Here is an 18164-nt window from a genome sequence, read left to right on the forward strand (position 1 = left end):
GCGCAGCCTGAGTGGGTCAACGCCCCTGAGCAGGAAACACCGGCGGGAACCACGCCAGTTCGGTAATTATTTCGGACATACTCTGGGCTCCGGCATCTTAAGAGGCTCTTTAATCGGGTGTTCCGGATGGCCATAGTTCGCACAGCTGGTCGTCACTTTTACCTCATCGCAGGGCAGAAAATGCACCGTGATCCCGCAGGTTTCCTGCCCCGAATAGTCCGGTACCGGTACCACCGCGCTATGCTGCTTATTCTGGGCCTTCATTTTTTTTTTCCAGGCCAGATATTTATCCCAATTTTCGTAACCGGGGAAATCCATTGAGTATCCCACACCAGTTTCCCAGTCAATTTTGACCGTCATACCCGGCCGCCACTTCGCCGGCACGCCATAGCAGCAGCCGCCCCCGCCGCCCTGATACGGCCCGATGATGTCTATTCCCGACTGACCGTCGACGCTGAAATGATTGATTGCCCATTTGGTATGGTTGATTGCCTCTATGGTTCCACCACCACCCCGGCTTTCCGCGTTCGCCTGCTGCTGGCTGCAGCCCGTCAGCAACACGGCACTCAGTACCACGAGGTAATGTCGTATTTTCATTTTATATTCCTTTAATAAAGAAACAGATGATGTGCGTCCTGCTTAGCCATGCCCCTGTGGGATGGCATGGCTAAGCATTACAAAAGGGGAATAAAGGCCAGACGGTGATTAAGATTATTGCCGATTTCGTAGAAAAACTTTGATATTCAATGCCTTATAAAATCTCGCAGTTGTCCTGCTGCGCGCAGTTTTTACCAGCCAGCGCAGCCTGAGTGGGTAAACGCCCCTGAGCCGGAAACACCGGCGGGAACCACGCCAGTTCGGTGATTATTTCGGACATACTCTGGGCTCCGGCATCTGCAGCGGCTCATTGATTGGATAGCCCGGTCTGCCAGGGCTCACACAGCTTGTAGTCACCCTGACTTCATCGCAGGGCATAAAGTGCACCGTGATCCCACAGGTTTTTTGCCCCGTGTAGTCCGGTACAGGTACCACCGTGCTGTGCTGCTTATTCTGGGCTTTCATCTTGTTTCGCCAAACATTGTATTTTTCCCTATTTGCAAACCCCGGAAATCCCTTTGAGCCTCCAACCCCCGTTTCCCAGTCGATTTTAACCGTCATTCCCGGCCGCCATTTCGCCGGCACGCCGTAGCAGCAGCCACCGCCGCCGCCCTGATACGGCCCGATAATATCAATCCCCGACTGACCATCGACGCTGAAATGATTGATTGCCCATTTGGTATGGTTGATGGAGACAATAACCCCGCCACCGCCGCTTCGGGTTCCGGCTTTCGCCGCCGGCTGACTGCAGCCCGTCAGCAGCAGGGCACCCAGTACCACGAAGTAATGTCGTATTTTCATTTTGCATTCCTTTAATGAAGAATCAGATGATGTGCGTCCTGCTTTGCCATGACTTTTCGGAACGACATGACTAAGCATTACCGAAGGCGAGCAGCCACATAACCCCACTTTCAGACGTCTGCTGAAGGCCGTCCGGTCAGGGTCCCAATCACCCAATCCTCTCGCTCTTCATCCAGTATCATCCCTTTGGCGGTAGCGGATAACATACCGTTGAAACAGGCAGTAAAACGCTGATCCTGAGAGGAAAATCCAGCATCGGGAACATTACGATGGCGAAGCATGAGCTTGACGTCGCAGATGCACATCAGGGCTTCAAACTGGCTATCGCTTAAGGCGATGTTCTGACACTTCTCGTTGATTCCAGGCTGGGCTCCCTGCCCCATCAGCACTCCCGGCTTCTCGTCGAGATCCAGCCAACTCCAGAACAGTGCCGGACGCTGCAACTGGGCCTGCTGATCAGGCTCCAGAATATGAGAAAACAGATAAGGGAAAATACGGGCATCAAAGTATCTGAACAGCCCTGCACGTCCCTCATGTGTCGCATCAGTGCAGGCAGTTAACCATTCAGCCAGAGTAGTGAAAGGCCAGGGAGAACAGACCACCAACAGCGGGGCAGTCTTTTGTACTTTCTGAGCCAGTTCCATAAACCACTGCTTTTGCTGAGGATCATGTAAAGAGATCCTGATTAACAGCGGCGACTCTTCATGCAGAGCATCTTCCGGCAAGCCCTGATAAAGAGACTGCCATACCAGAGGTGATGAAAAATCCCGCAGTACAGGAATGACGGAAAAATCAATACCGCATTGGTCGAGAACAAAATCCAGGTGAGTCATTTTTATATCAGCACAGGTTTGCTGAAGCAGATTCACCCAGTCAGCGATATGTGTCGTATTCACTTATGACTCCCTTGGCACAAAGCCCTGTGCCAGCTGTTGCGCCTTTTTCAGGCACTCTTTACATACTGACGAAGGCAATTCTGGCAACGAATAATCCTCACTCGTCGGGCCCTGTAATTTATGCTGCCCTTTGAGGCTTAAAAGGCCTGGACCATGCACGTTGATTTCACCCTCAGGCGTGAGCTTGATGTAAGCACCACCGCAGGCAAGCGTGATCCCATTCTTTGCCGTCAGCTGCAGATGCCCCTGAGTGGACTGCACCGTGACATCCTTCATTGATGTGAGCGACAGCGTATCTGCGTGGGATTCCACCGCCAGCGGGCCTTTGGCAGAGACCAGGCGAATGCCTTCCTGATGCGCCATCACCGAAATGGCCTGGCTGGCATTGACCGAATAGCACTGAGCCGTGCTGAGATTAACTTCACCCTGGCTTTGCAGATACAGACCTTTCCCTGTGTTTACTACTGCTGTTTCAGGTGTGACGGCGGCAATACCTTTTGGCGCAGACATCAACAAAACCGGTTCTTTGAGTTCGCTGGCTCCTGAAACAAGCGCCTTCAGGGGTTGCGCATCCGGTGCGAAGTTTTGGTGAGTCCTTGCAAGCCCTCCCCATTCTGAAACCTGATTGACCGCACCTTTCAACAGGCTAATCGCTTGCTCCATCGCCAGAACGTCGCCCTGCGCCTTTGCCTGTCCGTCCGCCGAGATAAATATCCCTTTCTGCGCCCGGATAGCCCCCCAGCTGTCGGTTCTGAGCTCAAAACCCTCGCCGCGCTGTTGTTTTTCGCCGTCGACCAGATGCCCCAGGTTCAGCTGGCTCTTGCCGCCGTATTCGGTGCTGACCTTGATGTGCTCCCTGCCCCGCTCATCGTCGAGACGGATTTTGTTATTCGCCGGCGTGCGCAACACATTACGTTTGTAGTTGCGGATGGTGACGGGGTCCGGGTGCGCCGAATCATGCAGCACGCCGGCGATATAGGGCCGGTCCGGGTTGCCGTCCTCAAAGCCAATCGCCACTTCAGTGCCTGCCAGCAACGGCAGGTGCAGCCCGTAACTGTCCCCGGCGTACGGGCGGGCCTGACGGACCCACAGGCTCTCAAACCCCGTTTCCCTTTTTTCACGGTCAAACAGCATGCTGACGCGATAGCGGCCCTCTTTATCAACATGTCCGTAGGTGTCGTTCTCCGTGGTACTGGTGACGCGTGCCGGTAAGGTGCCAGCCATCACCGGACGATTGCCGGGGGCCGGACGGAAGCAAAAATCTGCGCTGTCCGGGATACCGTCAAACCTGACGCCAAAATCCTCATCACGCCGCGCATGACTGTGCATTGCCGTAATGACCACGCCATGCGCAAACACCTTTGCCACTTCGTATCCGCCGCTGACTTTCAGGACCTGACCGGGAGAGAGTGTCGGGCAACTGGTGACAGCATGGATCTGCGTCTGGCCGTTCAGATAGCGCTCGTGCCGGATGCGGGCGTAAAATGCACCGGACTCCGGGGCCGGATGACGTTCGTGGACATTACCCGCTGTCAGCCAGTTATCCGCAAAGTGATAGGCCTCACCACAGGTGGTGGTATCACCACGGGTCACGTCGGCCAGGGCATTCATCTCTTCGGTGGCCTGCCGGTAGTTGTAGTCGCGGGTGCTGACCTGCTTCTGCACTACGTTATGATGACTCTCCATCTCCCAGACCGCGTCCACGCCGTGCGAATGCTGCCCGGATGGCGGCACCGAGGGCAGCGTCAGGCCTTTCGCATAGCCCTGCTGGCTGTCACAGAACTCCACCACGTCGATATTCAGGCGCGTGTCGGTGGTGAAGCGGAACCAGATACCGTTTTCGCCCAGCAGGCGGGTAATAAAATGCAGGTCGTCCTCGCCGTACTGCATCACCTGCTCGCGGCGCGGGTACTCACCGCTCAGCGAAAACAGAAAATCCTGGCCGCGCATGCCGTGGCGCTCACGGAGGATTTTTTCCACGATTTGCGGGACCGACATGTCCTGATAAATGGTGTTCTGGTGCGAACGGTCGAGCAGCGCCAGGCGCGGCCGGAGCGTTACGGCATAGTGGGTTTCATCTTTTGAGGTGCCAAGCCGTTCCAGGCCCGTAACCACGCCCTGAATCACCCGAACCGGCTGCTGTATTCTGATGCCGTAACCCTGATTAACCGGGGCCTGCAGCGTCAGAGAGGCCGCCTTCATCAGCATCATCTCTTTGCTGATGGCATGGTTATCACTTGTGAATTCAATGCGGTAGCTGAACGGCGTGCTCAGGGCTTCGTGACCTTCAAACGCCAGCACATCAAGATCGGCTTCACATCCCTTTACCGTCAGCAGATGGTGGCTGTGGCTGAATCTGATCAGGGGATTGGTGCTCATTCAGACGCTCCTGGTATCGGGTCAAACTCCAGTCCGATTCCCTCTTCCTCACTCCAGCTAAGGCGTAATGACCGGGGTTTCTGTCTTGCCGCCATGTAAGTCAGCAGCTGCTGACTCAGCACCGGCAGAATCTGCTGATTAAGCAGACTGTCAACGTTACGCGCCCCGGTATCCGGCAGCAGGCAGGCGGCGGTCATTGCGCCATACAGGCTCTCGTCAATCTGCGTGGTCAGGCCGTAATGGCGATGAAGGCGCCTGCTGACCTGTGACAGCTTCATTTCTGCAATGGTACGCATCGCAGCTTCCGCCAGCGGGCGGTAAATCACGGTCTGGAAGCGAGCCAGCAGTGCGGGCTGAAAGTGGTCGCGTAAAATTGGGTGCAGCAGTTCCTGCAGATCGCCTTCCGTGGCCTCCGGCTGCTCATCAAGCAACTGCATCAGTGGGTCGCTGCCAAGGTTGGAGGTCATCAGGATAACGGTATTGCGGAAGTCGATTTCGCGGCCTTCGCCGTCGCGCATAAAGCCGCGGTCAAAGACCTGATAGAACAGGTTCATGACGTCGCGATGCGCTTTCTCGACTTCATCCAGCAGGATCACGCTGTAAGGGCGTTTACGTACCGCTTCGGTGAGGATGCCGCCCTGGCCGTAACCGACGTAACCCGGCGGCGATCCTTTCAGTTGCGATACGGTGTGCGGCTCCTGGTATTCGGAGAGGTTAATGGTAATCAGCGACTTCTCGCCGCCGTACAGCACATCCGCCAGCGCCAGGGCGGTTTCGGTCTTGCCCACGCCACTCGGCCCGACCAGCAGGAACACGCCCTGGGGGCCGTTCTCTGACGTCAGCCCGGTCTTCGCTGCACGCAGGCGCTGCGCAATGGCATGGAGGGGAGCATCCTGACCCACCACACGCCGGCCCATTTCATTTTCCAGCGTCAGCAGTCCGGCCTGTTCATCTTTCATCAGTGAGGAGAGTGGCACACCCGTCCAGTCAGCAATAACGTTCGCAACCGTACGGGTGTCCACATCCACCTGAACCAGCACGTCGCCCTGCTGTGCCTGCTCAAGCTGCTGCTGCAGGCCGGAAATGTTAGCCTGATTGCTGATATCCTGCCGGCCGGCTATCAGTTGCTGCGCCAGCGCCTTTTTACTGCTGAATCGCGCTTCCTGTTCTCCGATGCGCACATCCAGTTCCGTCCGCAGCTGTTCAATGACACCCAGGCGATCACCATGACGGTTGCTGCCGGCGGCGATGTCGTCCAGCAGCGCCTGCTCTTCCAGCGCCAGTGCGGTAAGCCGTGCCTTAAGGCGTACAATCTGTTCCGGCACCGTATCAAGACTCATGCTCACTCGGGCAGCTGCGGTATCAAGCAGGTCAATCGCCTTGTCCGGCAGCTGACGGCCGGTCAGGTAACGGCGGGACAGGGTGACCGCGGCTTTGACCGCATCGTCAGTGATATGCACGTTATGGTGTTCCGCGTAGCGTGATTTCAGGCCTCTGAGCATCAGGCAGGCGGTATCGTCATCCGGCTCGTCGACCTTCACCATCTGGAAGCGCCGCTCCAGCGCGGCATCCTTCTCAAAATATTGTTTGTACTCACTCCAGGTGGTCGCGGCAATGGTGCGCAGCTCGCCACGCGCCAGCGCCGGCTTCAGCAGGTTGGCCGCATCGGCTCCGCCCGCCTGATTACCCGCGCCGATGATGGTGTGGGCTTCGTCGATAAACAGCAAAATTGGGGTAGGCGACTGCTGTACAGCATCGATGACGTTTTTCAGCCGCTGTTCAAATTCTCCCTTCACGCCTGCGCCCGCCTGCAGCAGGCCGAGGTCCAGGGCGCGCAGAATAACCGGCTTCAGACTTTCCGGCACGTTGCCTTCGGCGATACGCAGTGCAAGACCTTCCACCAGCGCGGTTTTCCCCACACCCGGCTCGCCCACCAGGATCGGGTTGTTCTTGCGACGGCGGGAGAGAATGTCCACCATCTGGCGGATTTCCGTGTCACGGCCGAACACAGGATCAATCTTTCCTTCCTTTGCCTTAGCGGTAACGTTCAGGGTGAATTTATCCAGCGCATTCTGCAGCGCCGGGTACAGTTCGCCCTCTTTAAGTTCTGCACCAACCGGTCGGCCAGTTATTAACTCCACGTCTCCGCCATGATTCTGTGCCAGTTCCGCTTCCTGCTGTACTTCCAGGCGTTCGTCCGATTGTGCATCGAGCAACGGACGCAGACGTTCCAGCTGGCTCTGGCCCAGCGTCAGCAGTGGCCACAGCCCATCGCAGCGTACAAGGTTCTGTTTTTCCACCAGAGCCATCAAAAGATGCTGGCTTCGGATTTGCGCTTCACCATTAAGTGAGGCAATCAGCCAGGCTTCCTGCAGCAGAGTCTGAATAACATCAGACAGCTGTGGGCGATGGCGAACCGAGCGCGGCTGCCTGTCCAGCCAGCCCAGCAAATCCTGCCAGATGGCGTCCATATCCCACTCATAGCGGCGTGCCAGCACCGTCAGGTCGCCCTCGCCCTGCTCCAGCAGTTTCAGCAGCCAGTGCTCCGGCAGAATTTCTGCGTGTGCGCGGGTCTGGCAGAGCGAAGCCGCCCCCTCCATCGCGCGGGCACAGTAAGGGTTCAGACGTCGCAGCAGGATGGCTGGATTTTCCATGAAGTTCTCTCTTTGTCGGTTCCTGGACACGCTACCGCCCATCGCTGTTTCCCGTTAAGGGGACCAGAGCGCATTCGGTCAGCAGGCAGATTGTGAGTTTCTTTGCTGAAAGCCCGTTTCAGACAGGCGCTCAGCAAAAAACTGCGGACAGGAAATCCCGTCCGCATCGGGCTTACGCGGTGGCGCGTTCGTTCCAGCTATCGGAGTGGATGATGTTGCCGTCTTTGTAGGTCCAGGTGATTTTTTCGTAGCGCAGTTCGATGCGCTCAAGGTGGTTGTGCTTCTCGTAAGAAGGGTCCTTGACGTCATACATTTCAGGATTGACCTTCACCACTTTCACGTTTTCCAGTTTGGTGTTGAAGTACTCCACTTCCTGGCCCGCATCGTTGATTCTGTACCACCTGAACTCCGCAGATTTCAGGGTCTGGCCGGTGGTCACCGCCTTGTACAGATACGGGCTGGCCGAATCGATTTCCTTGGTAAACAGGAACGGCGTGTGGATACGGGTGCCGGTCAGCTTGCCGGTGTTGTTGTCGGTCGGGATGTACAGATTATGCTCCTGCGCCACCACTTCGATGCTGCCTTCACGGTCCTGCACGTCCACAGACCCTTTAATGTCCGCGCCACCGTCGTCTTTCAGCCAGAGATAAACAGGAATTGCCATGGCATTACTCTCCATTGTGTTGTGATACGTCATCATCCTGCGATGACGCCTGGGTGTTGCCCGGTATCTGACAGGCGTTCGCCTGCGGTACCAGACTGATTTCGACACGGCGGTTGAGCGCCCGCCCCGCCGGGGTGTCATTGGTTGCAATAGGGCGGCTTTTGCCATAGCCCTGCACCGCAAAGCAGCTTTCCGGCACGCCACCGGTGTCCCGCATCCAGTCACGAACCGCGGCGGCACGCCTGAGTGACAGCGTCTGGTTCAGTTGCGGATTACCGGTGTTGTCGGTATGCCCGGACACGACAATCAGCCAGCCCGGTTTTGCCTTAATGCCGACCAGAGAATTGACCAGCATTCCGGTGGAGCCTGTTTTCAGCACCGCTTTGCCGGAGTCAAACAGCGACATACTGTCGAGACGGACAATTTTCGTTACCGGTTGAGGGATCGGCTGGGGTTCAGGCGGCAGTGACGGGGGTTCATAAGAACGGATGGCATCCAGCACAGGCATTCGCAGACGCTCACCCTGATACAGGCCGAGGCTCATCCGTGCCGGTACCCCATTCCGCGCCCAGCCATCCAGCTCTGTCGCATCATCACGCAGAGTGGCAACGGCGCTGGCTTTTGGTCCGGAATCCTGCATCCGAATACGGTCATAGCGGGCAATATCGAAACTCACACGCTGCAGCAACTGACGATTGTTCCAGCCACTGCTAAGCAGTGCTGCGGTTGCCGCCAGCGTGAAAATACCGAGAGCACAACGCCAGCTGCGTCCACGCGAGGTCAGGCCCTCTCCTTCTGGCAGCAGCGGCAGGACAAAATCCGGGAAGGGGGATAAAACCGTACTGTCGGACCCCATTGACTGCCAGCCTGCCACCTGCTGCATCGCCGTGCGATGGGAAAGCCATGCTGTCCAGGCTGATGTGGCCAGACTTCCGGCAAGAATTGGTCCCATTCCCCATAGCATCGCCAGCGGTGCAATGGCAGGAACATCGGGGTTCTCATCTGTAAAGACAGCTTCAACGTGGTGATGGAACCAGCTCATCAGACTGTTCATCAGCACCTGTTGCTGCATCGCAGGCAGCCCACCGGTGGTGATCCATGCAGCGATGGAACACGGTGCTGAAGACGCACGCCACATCCTCACGCTTTCCCCCGGTATGGCCACCTGCCAGAGCATGTCATTCATCATCGCGCTGCCAACCTGACCATTCAGAACCAGCGGCAGAGAATGGCCCGTTGCTTTACGCAGCTGGCTGATTTGCCAGCGCAGAGCCAGCAGGTGTTGGGTAAGGCGCTCGCTGTCGGCATGTTTCTGCGGGCAGACAGTAACCATCACCGACAGCTGACGCCCCCAGTCGGGACGAAGCCACAATACCTGACGGGCTGCCTGCTCCAGATCCTGATGATCTTCCACACGGATCCAGCAACCCTGCGCGACCGTGAGCACCGGTGACGGCTGCGTCCAGGCTTGCGGAAGATCGCCACAGATCAGCACCACGGGATGGCGATAAGGCGCCTCCGGAAGACCATCCAGATGCAGGATGACATCCTGCGCCGCACGACGACTGGCGACAGTCAGGATCGCCAGGATCAGCCCCAGAACGGTAAGCAGAACGAGCACGGACATCAGCCGGGATAGCGGCAGAAACCCCAGGCAGATCACTGCACTCAGCAGGGCGGCCCACAGCGCAAGTCCGCGCTGTTGTGCAGGACTCATGTCACGGCTCCCGGCAACAGGGTCAGCAGCGTCTGATCCAGCCAGTAGTTCAGCCCCCACCAGAGTGCAGCCACCACCACTACGCTCAGACCAATACGCACGGGCCATGACGCCAGCCAGCCGCCCATTCGGCCTGTGGCAAGGCTTTCCGCCAGCACCGGATGGGTTTGTGGATAACTGAACGGCGTGACATGTTCGCTGAGTGCACTGACAAGTTTCTGGCGCTCCGGGTCACTCAGCGATCGGAAACTGCCGAGAAATCCCAGCATCATGACGCGCTGGAAGCAGGTCACGACAGCGTGGTCAGGATCGGGCTCACGCAGCACATCCCGCATCCGATCACAGAGCGTATCGCCAGCGTCCATGGTGCCAAGGAAATGTCCCTGCAGGGGAATGTCATACCACTGCACACAGGCATCATCCTCCACACCGCGACCTTTGACTGCCTCATCAAGCAGCGCACACTGTGCAGTGAGAATATGCTGGCAGCTGACTTCATCGAGTTCCTTCGCTTTCAGCGCCTGCTGCACCCGTTCGACATCAGCAATGCAGTACTCCCACAACAGGCGTCCCTCTCCCTCCTGGAATATCGGACCGTGACACAGGCTAATCACCTGCAACCAGGTATTCTGCAGCAGGGCATCAATATCAATGGACGCGGACACGCCACGTTTACGCTTACTCATGTTCTCAGTACCGCAAAGAGTTCAAGTTCAGGCTCGCCGAGCATGCCCGGAACGTAAAACATGCAGGTGCCACCCTGAAGCATTTCAATAGCCAGAGGATGAGAGACATCAAGGCTGAAATACTGGTTTTCCAGACGCAGTGGAATGGCGGCAGGCACATGGCGCAGTGGCGTCAGCGGTACGCCTGTCCGTGACGAATTGACGATACTCCTGACGTGATCGGGACTGCCGGCCTTGCACTGGCGCGGGAACTGTTCCTGCAGCCGGGCCACCGGCATGGGTGAACGCACGGAGAGATAGAAATCAGCCCCTTCGCGCAGCCGTGGGTCATGCAGCCGGGCCTGCCAGAAGTGAAGCCGTGCATCATGCTCAAGCTCAATAGCCACCACCCGCGACGGCAGACTGGCCTCAAGCAGATCGCCCAGTAAATCAAACAGTGGCGGGAAGACGTTATTCAGCTGCTCATGCTGCCAGACCGGAATGGCACTGACCTGGTGTTCCAGCGAGAAGGTCAGAAGACTTCCCGCAAGCCGCGCCAGCTCCGGGTACAGACGTTCAGCCGGGCTTTGCGGGTGACGCTGAAACTGACCGAGTACCGGTTCAGCGCTGTTCAGGGCATTGAGCAGCCAGAAAAGGGAGACGTCAGCCACGGCAAAATCGGCCATGCGTTCGTTACTTTCACGACGCAAATTCATCAGGCGACTCAGACGAGCACGCAGTTGCGTCATCAGCTGCTCCAGCTGAGTCACCAGCCAGCGGCTGCCCTGCAGAGCCAGCAGGGGCGGAAGCCAGGTATCATCAAGTGCCCAGCCTCCCTGCGAATCCTGCTGGAGACGGGCAACCGGACAGGTCAGGTAATCGCTGTTGTTCTGATGGGCGAAACGCAGCGTCAGCACTGGCTGCATCACCGCAATCTGACGGGTGTCTTCCCCGAATATATTCCGGACATCCCGCCAGCACTGGCGGTAGCGCACCGGACGCTCGGCCACCTCATCAGGTTTAAGGCAGTTACCGCCATTCGCGCGCATCAGCGGAAGAGCCAGAACGACCACCACGTCCTGTGATTCATCCTCAAGTGCCAGTACCGGTGGCAGATCGTCAGCATTATCCGTGTCGATAAGCGTGCCGTCCGGGAACCGAAGGTGCAGATGGCGGGCCTGCAGTCGGCCCAGCCTCAGCGTTTCTGGTTCAAAAGCGACATTTATCACGCCCCAGGGGTGTGATAACCCCATTCGGGCGATACCTTCGGCAGACCAGGCCGCATACGCGACCTGTTGCTGGAAGTGCTGGGGAGAGACCATCACGCCTCTTCCCCATAACGGCTGTTCCGTTCTCATTGGCTTCCTGCCTTAGCTTACGATTTTGCCTTCGGCATCCGGGAAACCAGTGACAGGTTGACGTCCATCCCTTCCACCTGAAAATGCGGCACCGCATACAGCTTCACGCGGAAGAAGCCCGGGTTATCCTCAATGTCTTCCACCACCACTTTCGCATCGCGCAGCGGGTGTGAGGCCTGCAGCTCGTCGCCCGGATCGGTCATCTCCGTGACCAGACTGCGAACCCAGGTATTGAGCTCCAGCTCCAGCAGCCGGCGGTCTTTGGTGGTGCCGATGTTTTCGCGCTGGATCAGCTTCAGGTAGTGGGCAATACGCGACAGCAGGAAGATGTACGGCAGACGGGCATTGATGCGGCTGTTGGCCGTCGCATCGGCGGTGTCATACAGGGCCGGCTTCTGCGTGGAGTTTGCCGAGAAGAAGCAGGAGTAATCGCGGTTCTTATAGTAAGAGAGCGGAATGAAGCCCAGGTTTGCGAACTCAAATTCGCGGGTTTCCGGGATCATCACCTCTGACGGGATCTTCACCTGATTACCCGTACCCAGATCGTACAGATGAATCGGCAGGTCCTGAACGGCGCCCCCGGCCTGCGGGCCACGGATCTGCACACACCAGCCGTTGCTGATGAAGCTGCGCACCATGTTGGACGCAAAGGCAAACGCGGCGCTGGTCCACAGGTATTTGTCGTGATCCGGGCCTTTCACTTCCTCCACGTAGCTGAAGCTGCGCACCGGCACGGTGTCCGGGCCGTACGGCAGCCGGCCCAGCACGCGCGGCATCACCAGACCGATGTAGCGGGCATCGTCCGTCTCGCGGAACGATTTCCACTTGATGTATTCGGCGCGGTCAAAGTAGTTGCCGATGTCCCTGATGGACGCCACCTCCTCCATGCTCTCTTTCAGGAAGAATTTCGGGCCGGCAGAGCCGATAAACGGCATGTGCGCGGCGGCAGACACTTTGGAAATACTGCGCAGCAGGGCGACATCCTGCGCAGACGCATCAAATTCGTAAGCGGAAATCAGCGCGGCAACCGGCTCCCCGCCCGGCGTGTCATACTCATCGATATAGGTGTGTTTATAGAGGCCGCTCTGGATGATTTCCGGGCTGTCTTCGAAGTCCTGACGCAGATCTTCTTTGGACATATCCAGCAGCTCAATCTTCACGTTCTGGCGAAAATCGGTTTTGTCGACAAGGGATTTGACGCCGCGCCACAGGCTCTCTGTTGCCTGAAAGGCCTCATGGTGCATGACGGCGTCAAGCTGGCGGCTAATCTGCCAGTCCAGCTCCGCGATATGGTGGTCAATCAGGTGTTTGTCGAGTTTTTCAACCTTTGAGCCCGCCCTGGTCAGGCACTCCAGAAAAACCTGCATGCCCGCCGTCAGCCGCTCGTCCGCCGTGGCCTCCGACATCACCCGCGCGTCCTGCCAGGTGTCCAGCGCACTCAGCGCAGAGACCGGCGTCAGATTGATTTTTTCAAACAGCGAGGCATAAATCCCGCCGGCTGCAGGACGTTCCTGCACCACACCTTCGCCAGCCGCGGCACTGCCGTTTTGTACAGACATCAGCATCTTCCTTATTAATCCGTTAAATCGTTATGGCTGTTCAGGGGCCAGGGCTGAAAGTTCGGCTCTGAGCTCTGCGCTCAGCGCCGGGTCGAGCAGGATGTTTTCCAGTGCTTTGCGGAACGTCTGGTTGTCCAGCAGGTTCGCCTTTAAATCACGCAGTAAACTGCGCATGGACAGCATGGCTTTCAGCTGGGGAATCTGGCGGGAGACCTGTTCCGGGGTGAAATCCTTCATGCTACGGAAGGTCAGGCTGATGTTGTCTTCGCTGCCGTCACCGGCCAGCGTGTTTTTAACCGTCAGGTTTACTTTCGGGGAATATTCAGAAAGCACGGCGTCAAAGTTATTTTTATTCAGGTTAATTTTTTTGCGCTCGGACAGGGGCGCAGACGCCTGACCGTTACTGAAGTCGCCCGCCACCAGTAATTTCAGCGGGAGCTCGGTTTTTTTGCCTGCGCCTCCCGTGTGCAAATCAAGTTTTAAATTAATGCGCGCTTTGGGTATTTCGGACTGAAAGGAAGAGTCAGACATGGTTGTCCCTGTTCTATGAATTGACAGAAGCGGTCAGTGCCAGTGAGAAATAAACGGAAAAGTAAGACCCTGCCAGAACAGCTTCACGTTTCACGTCATCCGACGTAAATCACAAATCCGGAATTAAAAGCGGGCGTATTCCCTTCACCAGCATGTCGACACGGTATTTCTGAGTCATTTGTCTGAAATGAAAAAATTCAGATAAAACCCAGTAGGCGGAGTGTAGGAACGTTGAATGCCTGAGCGTAAACGGAAAGATGTAACAGAATATTACCAATGCTGATTTTAACAAGCCCGAATCATCATGATGATTTATAAGAATTTTCCTGCGAACCCCGATAAGGTCTTACAGAATAAGGGTGTGCAGTAAGCGGCTGATTTACATTAATCACTAAGCAGTACGATTTTCCATCAGTTGCGCGAAATATCTGATTTATGGCTTTATTCAATAAACGGAAAGCAGGAGAAGATAAATATTTAAAAAAACAAACAGCATTTACTGTGTTTCAATAAAAATTAATCGCTTGGTTAAATCGGTGTTATTTATTTTGCTGAACTAAAATGACAACGCTGGTTAACAGATTGTTTCCGGAATAGTGAAATGACGCGTGCAATGACACGATATGAATGAGGGGGAAATAGAAATCACGTCTGCGACCTGCACATGTTAGCCGCTGCTGAATAAACATGAGCAGGAACAACAATCGTTCGGATGCAGACAGAGTGAGTCAGACAATGATGAGATGTGCAGCGTTTAACAGAATTATTTAATGCTCCGGCGGTCATGCGTCCAGGTACTATATCTCTGCACAGGTAATCGGATTTCTGGAACCCCTCATGCTCTGCTGCTTACTTTTCCTGTCAGCCATCGTTCCGGGCTTTAAGTAAATTAACCGGCCAATACGGGCTGTCTGGCCCATATCCAACCGGTTTATGCTCAGTCACAGGAGATAGCGCTTAACTTTATACCGCAGCCGTAAAGTCTGCTCGCTCACGTTATATTCGCTTCAGCACGCCACCCACACCGCTCCGGCGTCCGCTGATTTCACGCATTGCGCCACCCAGCGCACGCCCGCTAATCCGGCATGCACATCGGGATACCAGAAATCCTCAAGGAAGGCAGAGTCGTGGCGATCGGTCGCATCCATAGCCAGTGCGAAGCGGCGATAAAGATTCGACCAGGCTTCAAATAATCCCTCGGAGTGCCCTCCGCCAATGCGGTCCTCTTCCAGCGCGCGCGGGCTGAGATAGCCCATGCCGCGCTCCAGAATCCGCACGGGTTCGCCCTGCACTTCGTATCGCAGCTGGTTTGGCTGCTCATCCCACCACTCCAGACTGGCTTTCGATCCAACCACGCGGATCTTCTGCCCATGCATCGATCCGGCATTTACCGCCGACGCCCAGAGCGTGCCGACCGCGCCGTTGTCATACTCCATCATCACAAAGGCGTTATCCTCCAGTGGTGCACGCGACGTGACAAAGCTCTGGCGGGAACAGAGCAGACGCGTCACTTTTAACTGCGGCAACATCGTTTCAGCGATAAATAGCGGATGCGTCGCCAGATCGCCTAACACGTAACTCGGGCCAACAAAACGCGGATCGACCCGCCAGCGGGTGCTTTCACTCTGTAGCTCCACCGCTTCATTATGGAAGCCATGAGCAAACTGCATATTCACGATGCGGATCTCTCCCAGGGCCCCTTCGGCAATCATCTCTCTGGCCTGATGAACCAACTGATGCCCGGCATAACCATAAGTGACGCCAATAATTTTCTGCTTCTCACGACTTAGCTGCTCCAGCTCATCGGCCTCTTCGACCGTAAAACAGAGCGGCTTCTCGCATACAACATGTAGCCCGGCATTGAGTGCCGCCCGACAGATGGCGAAATGGGTATTGTTAGGTGTGGCGATCGACACCGCTTCTATGCCATCTTCGCGCCCTGCTTCCCCGGCGAACAGGCTGGCATAATCGGGATAACAGCGTTCAGGTGCCACACCCAGCGCCTGACCGAACTCGCGCCCACGTACCGCATCAAGATCAAACGCGCCCGCCAGCAGCACAAAGTTACCGTCACGCTGTGCCGCCGAACGATGGATATATCCAATCTGACTGGTGCCGCCGCCACCGATCATGCCCCAGCGAAGTGAGCGATTAGCCGCTTTTTTACCGTTAATCATGCTGTTGTCCTCAGAATCCGGTTGATCGGAGATAGTCCAGGCTGGCTTTAACATCCCGCAGGCTGGTGTCGGCATGGCGCGGATCACGCTCCTGTTCGATGGTGATCCAGCCCTGATAATTACGCTCAGTCAGCAGCCTACGCACCGCCGGATAGTCGATTGCGCCCTGCCCGAGCGGACACATCACGCCCTGTGCGCAGGCGGTGAAAAAGTCGAGTCCGCGAGAGAGCGCGTCACGCCAGATCTGCTGATTGACGTCTTTAAAATGAAGGTAATCGATGCGCGACCAGTACTGTTCCAGCGACGCCACCGGATCCATGCCGGCGTAATAGAGATGGCCCGTATCCAGGCATAAACCAGCGACCTCATGCGGAATGTCAGAGACCAGCTGCGCCAGCTCATCGGCAAACTCTATGCAGCCACCCGCATGCGGATGGATTACCGGCCGCACGCCATACTCCTGCCAGGCAATCTCGCTCAGAATAGTGATGTGCTGCATCATGCACTGCCAGTCATCCGCGGAAAGGCGTGGCGCTTTTTCTGACTGACCCGCATATTTCGCCCGCTCCGGATTGCCGAAGTCGATGATCACCAGATAAGGCGCGCTGGCTCCAGGTGTTCTGGCGGCTGTCGGCACGCTGGCGAGCGTGCGACACAAATTGTGAGTCAGCGTTACCAGCGCCGGAAAATGCGCCTCACTGACTAAATCATCAAAAATCGTTCCCGCCACCAGCGAAAGCGAGTGGGCATTAAGCTGCCGGGTCAGCTCATCGGCATTCACTGGCAGATAACCCCAGGGGCCGAGTTCGATGCTGGGGTAGCCAGCCTGCGCGGCCTCGGTCAGGACTTTGTGAAACGGCGGTAGCCAGGGATTAGCGGGATCATCCACGCCCCAGCTACAGGGCGCATTAGCAATATGAAAGGTCATGATATCTGCCTGTGCAGTGAGAACTGCGGGCAGTATCAAATAAAAATTTCATCCTGGACAACAATGAAAGTTTCATTTTTTGATAGAGATCGCGTTTAAAAATTGCGATAAATGATAGATTACTATCAAATATAGGCTAACCTGCTCTTTTTACAGGTTTTCACGCGTCACGATCTCAAACGGAACGGTGACCTGCGCAAAATGGTCGTGCTGCTCCGATCGGCTGTGGAGACAGGTATGTATGACCGCCTCTGCCATGGCATCAAGGCGATGACGCAGCATCAGCGTGATGGTGCCGTCAATCAGCGCCAGTTCATCACCCGGCAGCGGACCGTGGCACAGCAGATCGATCTCCCGGCGCCCGCTCTCACGCAGCGCCCGCACCACACCCTCTATGCCGCCGCAGGGCGCATAAATCATCACCAGATCATCATGGGTCTCCAGCAATTGGCGGGTTGCCTGATAGCCACCCTCTGACGACTCATAAGTCTTTAACGGTTCCAGTACCCGCTGACTGATGCCCGACTCACGCAGATAGGAGCGAAAACTGATCTCGCTGCTCTCCTGGCAGGTAAAGCGGTGATCGCCCAGCAGTACTCCGACGCATCCCGGCTTACGCAGCAGATGCTGCGCCATCCATGCGGCAGTGCGCCCCGCTTTTTGATTATCAATGCCGATAAACCCCGCGTGCTCACAGGGCGAGAAATCGGAGAACAGCGCGTAGACTCGTACACCCAGTCGTGACACATCCTGAATGGCGTGACGAATCAGCGGATGGTCCAGCGCCACCAGCGCAATCACATCGCTGCGCTGAGCCAGCTGACGCAGCGACTGCGCCACCGCGTCCACTTCGTGAATGTCATGCCAGCAGAATTCAGGTTCGCGGCCCTGTGGCTGCTGCATCTTAAGCTGCTGATTCAGCGCTTCGCCCAGTTGCTGATAAAATGAATAGCGGGCAGGCAGCAGGATAAAGCTCACGCGCAGTGGAGCCTCTGCCAGGGTCGGGATGGCCTGACTGTGTGCCTGCGTCAGGCGATAACCCAGCTCGCGCGCCGCCGCCAGCACCTTCTGCTCAGTCACGCTGCGAACCGGCGCACGGCGGTTCAGCACCCGGTCTACCGTCGCCACACCCACGCCCGCCGCCTGCGCGATCGCGGTCATCGTCACTTTAGACATTATCCTTCTCCCTGCTGCTATCGGTAGCGTTAGCTGACGGCTACGCTTTTAGATTCTGTTAA

15 protein-coding genes are annotated in these 18164 nt (G+C 56.6%); all 15 read right to left on the reverse strand.

Annotated features, from left to right (window positions below):
• Window positions 1–66: 66 nt before the first annotated feature.
• On the reverse strand, window positions 67–597 hold the full coding sequence (locus NP77_RS14090) for a DUF3304 domain-containing protein (protein WP_039660612.1): 531 nt from the start codon (window positions 595–597) through the stop codon (window positions 67–69).
• 154 nt (window positions 598–751) lie between these two features.
• On the reverse strand, window positions 752–877 hold the full coding sequence (locus tag NP77_RS23965; protein ID WP_255351909.1) for a hypothetical protein: 126 nt from the start codon (window positions 875–877) through the stop codon (window positions 752–754).
• Window positions 865–1398, reverse strand: coding sequence for a DUF3304 domain-containing protein (locus NP77_RS14095; protein WP_039660613.1), 534 nt, complete (start codon window positions 1396–1398; stop codon window positions 865–867). Before NP77_RS14095 ends, NP77_RS23965 begins: the two co-directional genes overlap by 13 nt.
• Window positions 1399–1508: 110 nt before the next feature.
• Window positions 1509–2294, reverse strand: coding sequence for a DUF4123 domain-containing protein (locus NP77_RS14100; protein WP_039660615.1), 786 nt, complete (start codon window positions 2292–2294; stop codon window positions 1509–1511).
• Complete coding sequence (locus NP77_RS14105; protein WP_039660616.1) at window positions 2295–4673, reverse strand: type VI secretion system Vgr family protein; 2379 nt, start codon at window positions 4671–4673, stop codon at window positions 2295–2297.
• A complete protein-coding gene (tssH, locus tag NP77_RS14110; protein ID WP_039660617.1) occupies window positions 4670–7327 on the reverse strand; it encodes a type VI secretion system ATPase TssH in 2658 nt (885 codons plus the stop codon). Before tssH ends, NP77_RS14105 begins: the two co-directional genes overlap by 4 nt.
• 172 nt (window positions 7328–7499) lie before the next feature.
• Window positions 7500–7991 carry a type VI secretion system effector Hcp gene (hcp, locus tag NP77_RS14115; RefSeq protein ID WP_008926654.1) on the reverse strand — a complete coding sequence of 164 codons (492 nt, stop codon included), beginning with the start codon at window positions 7989–7991 and terminating at the stop codon, window positions 7500–7502.
• A gap of 4 nt (window positions 7992–7995) precedes the next feature.
• A complete protein-coding gene (locus NP77_RS14120) occupies window positions 7996–9708 on the reverse strand; it encodes an OmpA family protein (RefSeq protein ID WP_039660619.1) in 1713 nt (570 codons plus the stop codon).
• A complete protein-coding gene (gene tssL / locus NP77_RS14125; RefSeq protein WP_008926652.1) occupies window positions 9705–10394 on the reverse strand; it encodes a type VI secretion system protein TssL, short form in 690 nt (229 codons plus the stop codon). The genes NP77_RS14120 and tssL overlap by 4 nt, the downstream gene beginning before the upstream one ends.
• Complete coding sequence (tssK, locus tag NP77_RS14130) at window positions 10391–11731, reverse strand: type VI secretion system baseplate subunit TssK (protein ID WP_039660621.1); 1341 nt, start codon at window positions 11729–11731, stop codon at window positions 10391–10393. The genes tssL and tssK overlap by 4 nt, the downstream gene beginning before the upstream one ends.
• Window positions 11732–11748: 17 nt before the next feature.
• Window positions 11749–13296 (reverse strand): type VI secretion system contractile sheath large subunit, encoded by a 1548-nt coding sequence (gene tssC / locus NP77_RS14135; protein WP_039660624.1) that lies wholly within the window; start codon window positions 13294–13296, stop codon window positions 11749–11751.
• A 24-nt stretch (window positions 13297–13320) separates the two neighbouring features.
• Complete coding sequence (gene tssB, locus NP77_RS14140) at window positions 13321–13821, reverse strand: type VI secretion system contractile sheath small subunit (protein WP_039660626.1); 501 nt, start codon at window positions 13819–13821, stop codon at window positions 13321–13323.
• Between the two features lie 1007 nt (window positions 13822–14828).
• Window positions 14829–15998, reverse strand: a complete 1170-nt coding sequence (locus NP77_RS14145) for a Gfo/Idh/MocA family protein (RefSeq protein ID WP_003855639.1) — start codon at window positions 15996–15998, stop codon at window positions 14829–14831.
• 10 nt (window positions 15999–16008) lie between these two features.
• Entirely contained in the window at window positions 16009–16926 is a 918-nt protein-coding gene (locus NP77_RS14150) for a TIM barrel protein (protein ID WP_039660628.1), read from the reverse strand.
• Between the two features lie 150 nt (window positions 16927–17076).
• Entirely contained in the window at window positions 17077–18102 is a 1026-nt protein-coding gene (locus tag NP77_RS14155) for a LacI family DNA-binding transcriptional regulator (RefSeq protein ID WP_039660629.1), read from the reverse strand.
• Between the last annotated feature and the right edge of the window lie 62 nt (window positions 18103–18164).

The sequence above is a fragment of the Pantoea sp. MBLJ3 genome, from assembly GCF_000816655.1.
Taxonomy (GTDB): Bacteria; Pseudomonadota; Gammaproteobacteria; order Enterobacterales; family Enterobacteriaceae; genus Pantoea; species Pantoea eucalypti.